The organism is Betaproteobacteria bacterium, assembly GCA_016791345.1.
Classification (GTDB): Bacteria; Pseudomonadota; Gammaproteobacteria; order Burkholderiales; family JAEUMW01; genus JAEUMW01.
This window is the reverse complement of the sequence record JAEUMW010000166.1, coordinates 1-6,008: the sequence shown is the minus strand read 5'-3', so window position 1 is coordinate 6,008 and position 6,008 is coordinate 1. Positions and strand designations below refer to the sequence as shown.

General features: G+C 69.7%; 5 protein-coding genes and 1 pseudogene. 3 read left to right on the top strand and 3 right to left on the bottom strand.

Annotated features, from left to right (window positions below):
• Positions 1-1,296 (top strand): hypothetical protein (locus JNK68_06555; GenBank protein ID MBL8540017.1); only part of this gene is annotated, 1,296 nt, incomplete at its 5' end.
• On the opposite strand, the gene JNK68_06550 is transcribed toward JNK68_06555, so the two are convergent.
• The 3 genes and pseudogenes from JNK68_06550 to JNK68_06540 all read right to left on the bottom strand — a co-directional run bounded on the left by JNK68_06550 (position 1,293) and on the right by JNK68_06540 (position 4,844).
• A complete protein-coding gene (locus tag JNK68_06550; protein MBL8540016.1) occupies positions 1,293-3,425 on the bottom strand; it encodes an FUSC family protein in 2,133 nt (710 codons plus the stop codon). The genes JNK68_06555 and JNK68_06550 overlap by 4 nt on opposite strands.
• A gap of 15 nt (positions 3,426-3,440) precedes the next feature.
• Positions 3,441-4,534, bottom strand: a pseudogene (gene mdtN / locus JNK68_06545) (multidrug transporter subunit MdtN).
• A gap of 7 nt (positions 4,535-4,541) precedes the next feature.
• Positions 4,542-4,844: a hypothetical protein gene (locus tag JNK68_06540; GenBank protein ID MBL8540015.1), complete on the bottom strand. Its 303-nt coding sequence runs from the start codon at positions 4,842-4,844 to the stop codon at positions 4,542-4,544.
• 221 nt (positions 4,845-5,065) lie between these two features.
• Here JNK68_06540 and JNK68_06535 point away from each other — a divergent pair, with 221 nt between their 5' ends.
• Positions 5,066-5,713, top strand: coding sequence for a TolC family protein (locus JNK68_06535; protein ID MBL8540014.1), 648 nt, complete (start codon positions 5,066-5,068; stop codon positions 5,711-5,713).
• Positions 5,673-6,008, top strand: a 336-nt coding sequence (locus JNK68_06530) for a TolC family protein (protein MBL8540013.1), incomplete at its 3' end; no start/stop codon positions are given. The genes JNK68_06535 and JNK68_06530, both read left to right, overlap by 41 nt.

Below are 6,008 nucleotides of genomic sequence, written 5' to 3'. Positions count from 1 at the left end.
CGCTTCGAGCCGAGCATCGACGGCGAGCCGCAGCTTCGCTCGATCGAGGGCACCGCGCTCACCTACGTCGTCAACTCGCCGACGCCGATCATCCGCGTCGATGCCGATAGCTGGTACGCGGTCGATCGCGGCGTGTGGTTCACCGCATCGGGCGTCGACGGGCCCTGGCAGGTCGCCACCTCGGTGCCGCCGTCGATCTACGCGATTCCGGCAACGTCGCCGCTGCACTACGTCACGTACGTCAAGGTCTACGGCGCGACACCGGATGAGGTGTACACCGGCTACACCCCCGGCTACATGGGTGCGGTGGTGGCGCCTGTGGGAACCGTGGTCGTCGGCACCGGGGCCTACGTGTCGCCGTGGATCGGCAGCGCGTGGTACGGCACGCCGTGGACCTACGGCTGTGGGTGGAGCGTCGGCGTCGGGCCCTATTGGCCGGCATACAACCCGTGGTGCTCGCCGTGGTGGGGCCCTGCATACGGTGGATGGTGGCGGCCTCCGGTCTACGCCTGGGGCCCGCGACCGTGGTGGGGCGGGGCACCACCGCCGGCATGGGGCTGGGGCCGTCCGCCGGGGTGGGGATGGGGCAAACCGGGGTGGCCCGCATGGCGACCGCCGATCTATTCGCCACCGCTGCCGCGGCCGCCCATCGCATATCCGCCGGGGCGCCCGCCCGGTGTCTGGCCGCCGCCGGGAGGGCGTCCGCCGGGTGGTTTTCCGCCGCCGGGGGGAAGACCTCCAGTCGCGCTGCCGGCGCCGCGCCCGCAACCCGGTGTGCCGGTTGGGCCGGGCTGGGGTCAGGCCGTGAGCGGCCGGGGACCCGGATGGGGCAATACAGCAACCACACCGGGCGTCGGGGCGCCCGCGTTTCCGCCGTCTTTTCGCGGCGCCCCGCAGACGACGGTGCCGCCGCGCGTCGGCGGCATGGCGACGCCCGAACTGCGCACCGGCGCGCCAATGATTGCGCCCACCTTGGTGCCACGGGTCGAATCTATTGCGCGACCGCTACCGGGAGGAGCCGTGGCGCCGGGATTTCGCGGCGTGCAACCCGTCGCGCCGCCGCTGACGACTTCCTCGCCGATTCGCGGACCGGTCGGCGGCTTCCCGGCGCCGGGAGGTCCAGCGGCGGGTTTCCCGCGATTCAACGCACCGGCACCGGCCGCCATGCCGCGCGGCATCGGCGGCATGCCGTCGCCCGCCATGGCGCCGCGGGTCGGCGCTCCCGCCGCCGCACCGGGAGGATTCCACGGGGTACCGGCGGCACCCAGAGGACCCGGCTGGGGCGGGAACCGCTAGGTCCGCGATCTCGGGTGTTCGGTTCGGCGTGGCTCGGGATCTGCGGGGATCGTTTCCGCTGCGCGCTGCAGGATCTCGATGCGTTCGACGAGCATGGCGGAAAGGGCGATCTCGCCTGCGAACGCATCGCCGCTGTCGCGCATTGCCGCGAGCGCGGATCGTAGCTCGAGGTGCCGTGGACGCGCTCCCCTCTCCACCGCTTGCGCAGCAGCATCCAGTGCGACCGCCACATCGTGCCCCAGCGCTGCGCGTGCGTTGTTCCCAGCGACGAGAGCAGTCGCCGCCGCGCGATGTTCGAGCAGCGCCGCCTGGGCGAGGAGGGCGCGTCGGGTGAGCTCGATCAGTCCGCGGACGCGCTGCCCCGTGGCGACACCCGCCGCGGTCATGGCTTCCGGCTCAAAGGCGTAGAGCTCGGCTGCGCGGCCCGCCTCGTCGAGCGCGCGCCACGCGCGGCTGCGCTGCAGTTTCGTCTGTGCCGGGGACGCTCCGATGCCGATCCCTGCCTCGCCCATCCGCCGCAGGGCGTCCGCGAGGGCGCGTCTCATGCCGGCCCCGGCACGCTCCGGCCAGACGTAGTTGAACACGACGGCCATGACGATCACGCCGAAGAAGATGCCAACGACGCGATCGCGCAATTCGGTGACGTCCGTGGTCGGCGCATGGCCCTGCAGGACGGCGAGGTAGAACGCAAAGGCGAACTGCAAGCCGAGGTACGCGGTGCGCTCGCTGCCCATCGCGACCCAGGCTGCCGGTGCCGTGACGGCGGCGACCAGGAGCGCGAGCGGCACGATCGACTCCATCTGTGGCAGCAGGAAGACGATCGCCATCAGCGCCAACAGCGCACCGATCGCGCAGCCGACGAGGCGCAGCGTGGCCTTGTGGGTGGTTGCGCCGGCGCTTCCCAGTGCGACCACGGCACAGGTGATCATGCAGGTGTGGATGCCATCCCAGTCGATTGCGGTGTAGGCGACATAGCAGAACATCGCAGCCAGGGTGACCTTGAGCGCGAACTGGGCATGACGGGGATTGGTGAGTGCGTCCGGCGCGAACAGCCGTCGCTCCGCCGCAGGCTGATCGTCGGCCGGACGTTCCGCGAGCGGCAGTTCCCGTACGAGGCGTTCGATCTCGGCGAGCACTGGTATCAGTCCCGAGTCCGGCGGTACATCCGGCACCGCTTCGGTCAGTTCGACAGGCAGCATGCGAGCACCGGATTCGACGGCCGCTGCGAGCTCATCGCACGACATGGCAACGGCTTCGAGGCGCGCGCGTTCGCCTGTGGCGAGCGTCTGCGTGAGGTCGGGCAGCAGCGCAGCGGACTCGATCAGGCGCTGCAGCAGGAGGACCTTGGCCGTGCGCTCTTCGCGCAACGGCCGAAGGCGGGACTCGCGGATGTCGGCGAAGCGCACGAGCTTGAGCAGCGGTGCCGGTCCGGTCGTGGCCCAGGCGGCGAGGGCGGCCGCGGCGCGCGTTGCCGCCGCGCTGCCGTGCGGCGACCCAGCCAGCCGCGCGACCGCGCGCAGCCGGTCCGCTGCCTCACGCCTGAGCAGCGGTTCGGGGTCGGCGGGCAGCAGCAGGAGGTTGACACCGATCGTTATCGCAGCGGGGTATACGACTGCGACCCACACCCGCAGCACCGCGCGGACGATCGGTTCCGGTCCCGGAAAGAGATCGACGTAGGCTTGGCTCACGAGGACGACGATGGCGACGAGAAAGCCGGCCGGCCCGAGCACGAACACGCGCGCCGCGAACATGCCGAGGAAGAAGACGGCGGCCATCGCGGCAAGTCGCAGCGGCGGATGGTCGATGGTAAGCCGCAGGATCAGGACCGTCAGCGCGATGGCAAGTGTTACCACGATGATGGCGAGCGCGCCGGCGATCGCGGCAAACACCGAGTTCTGCGTCGTGACGACCGACGTGAGTTTGGTGAGGAAGAGAACGATGAAAAGCGACAACGCGATGCTCGGCACTTCGAGCGTGATCGAGGTCACGAGCACGATCGTCGTTGCCACGACGATGCGTAGCGTGGCGTTGAAGCGGCCCGGCGTCGGCGCGAACTCGGAGCGCAACCGCTCCAGCCAGGACCGCTGCGGAGGGAGCGCCGCTTCCAGCGTGGGCACCAGAGTCGTCATGGATCGCGCACGGCTTCAGCGCGCAGCTACGTTGCGCTCACCTTCACGCTGCGGCGGAATGGTGGCCACGGCGGAGGCGCCGATGCGGAAGAGATCGGCCTGCGGTTCATCGATGCGAATGCGCACCGGGAAGCGCTGCGCCACCCGTACCCAGTTGATCGACCGCGGCACTTTCGGCAGGCCGTTCACGCTGCTGCCGCCTTCTCGGGAAACACGCCATAGCCGATCGACTGCACGGTGCCCGCGAAGCGCCGCCGGGGATCCGCGAGGATGAAGACTTCTGCCGTCATGCCCGGCTCGATGCGTTTGAGCATGGTTTCGCGGAAGTTCGCGATCACGTACCAGTTGCGCGTGTCGATCAGCGTGAAAAGCGGCCTGCCGGTGGCCGCGAATTCGCCCTCTGCGATGTCGAGGTTGACGACCCTGCCGTCGAAGGGCGCGCGCACCACGGTATGCTCCAGATCGAGTTCGGCGACGGCGACGGCGGCCTGCAGCTCACCCAGCTTCGCCACCAGCGCGTCGACCCCGGTCACGCCGGCCACCGCACGCTCGGCGTCGCGCCGTGCGACTTCGAGCGCCGCTGCGGCCGTGCGCTTGGCCGTGCGTGCCTGATCGACCTGCTCGGCGGTGACGTATTCCTTCGCGAGCAGCGGCTCGATGCGGTTCAGGGTGTCCGCAGCTTGATGCGCCTGGGCTTTGGCGCGGGCGATGTTGGCCTGCGCTGCCGCGGCACCGAGTCTTTGCGCGTTCACGTCGCGCTGGTGAAGCTCGATCTGCTTTTCCAGCCCATCGAGACCCGCACGGGAGCGGGCCAGCGCGTACTGATACGGGCGCGGGTCGATCTCGAACAGGACCTCACCCGCTTTCACCGCCTGGTTGTCGCGCACGCGCAGGCTCACGATGCGCCCGCTCACCTGCGGTGCAACCCCGATCGTGTCGGCGCGCACGAAGGCATCGTCGGTGCGCGGAGAATGGTCGAGGTAATACACGACGTAGATGGCGAGCCCGACAGCGGCGATCAGGATCGCGAGCCCGACGATGCGGCCGAGGACTGCACGGGTACGCGTGCGACGCGGCTCGGGCGGGGCAGCATCCGGCGTCTCGCTCACGGCGTCGTCACGCCTGGAAGAACACGACCCATGTGGCGAGCGTGAAGGCGAGCGCAAGCGCCGGGTAGAGGACGCCACGCGGGCCGAGCCACGGATCGAGCCCGATCACCGCGAGCAGGGCTCGGGTGAGCAGCGCGAGGCCGATGCCGGCGACGACGCACAGCATCCAGGCCGGAAAGAACGCGCCGAGCACATTGATCGATGGCACACGCGATTCACAGCCCGCAAGCGGGACGGTTGCAGCGAGCGCGGACAGGCGCTCCGTCACTTGACCGGGCAATGCGATGCGCGCGGAAAGACGTGACCGCATCGGCATGAACCTCCTGGTTCCGGACCGCCGAAAGTGTATATCATCCGGCTCCGAGCACGCAGTAACCGAAGGGTGTGACCGATGCCGACGGCCTGCTCCATTCTGCACGCTTTCGGGCAGTGCACGCGCTTCTCGCTGTTGCTGGTCACTGTCACGGCCGTACTCGGAGCAGGGTGCGCTGCTCATTCCGACAGCATCATCGCGCCGGAGCCGGACCGACCGTGGCCGGTGCCGCAGACGGCGCGCTATGCGGCGGTGGCGGGGGGCGCAGCGAGCCCGCGCCCGCGGCCGGGAACCCGGCGCACGCAGCGCCCGCAGTCGAGCCCGAGAAGATCTATGAGCTGGCGGAGCTCATCGACATCGCCCAGCGCACCAACCCGGAGACGCGCATCGCGTGGGAGCGGGCACGCGAGGCGGCGCTCGCCATCGGCGTTGCCGAGGCGGTACATGCGCCGATCCTCTCCGCCAAGGCATCGGCAGCGTATCAGCGTGTGCCGCTGCCTTTGCCCAAAACCATTCTCAATCCGCAGGGCTTTTTCGTGGCGGACACCCAGATTTTCCTGCCGGCGCTCACCCTGAAGTGGCTGCTCTTCGATTTCGGCGGCAAGCAGGCTGCGATCGATGCCACCCAGGAAGCCCTCGCTGCGGCCAATTTCGGCTTCAACGCCACGCACCAGAAAGTGGTGTTCGAAGTGACGCGTGCGTACTACGGGGTGAACACGGCGCAAGGTCGCGTGGAGGTGGCGCGCGCGGCACTTGCGCTCGCGTTGAAGCTGCAGGCCCGCTGCCGAGGCAAGACGCGCACGCGGGCTGGCGACGCTGCCCGAAGTGCTGCAGGCGCGCGAGCAAAGCGCCCGTGCGGCGCATGAACTGGAAGAAGCCAGCGCGGGCCAGGCCGATGCCCGCATGGCACTGCTGGAGGCGATGGGCGTGCGACCGACCACGCCCATTCGCGTCGCCGGGGTGACCGGTCGCACACTGCCGCCGGCGATGGAGGACACCGCCGACAAGCTCGTCGATCGTGCGCTCGAGCAACGTCCCGATTTGCTGGCACGCGTGGCGGTGATTCGGGCGCGCGAAGCGGAAATTCGCAAGGCGCAGTCGGAGTTCTACCCGCGCATCGCGGTCGCTGCCGATGTCGCGCAGAACATCGGGCGCATCCGG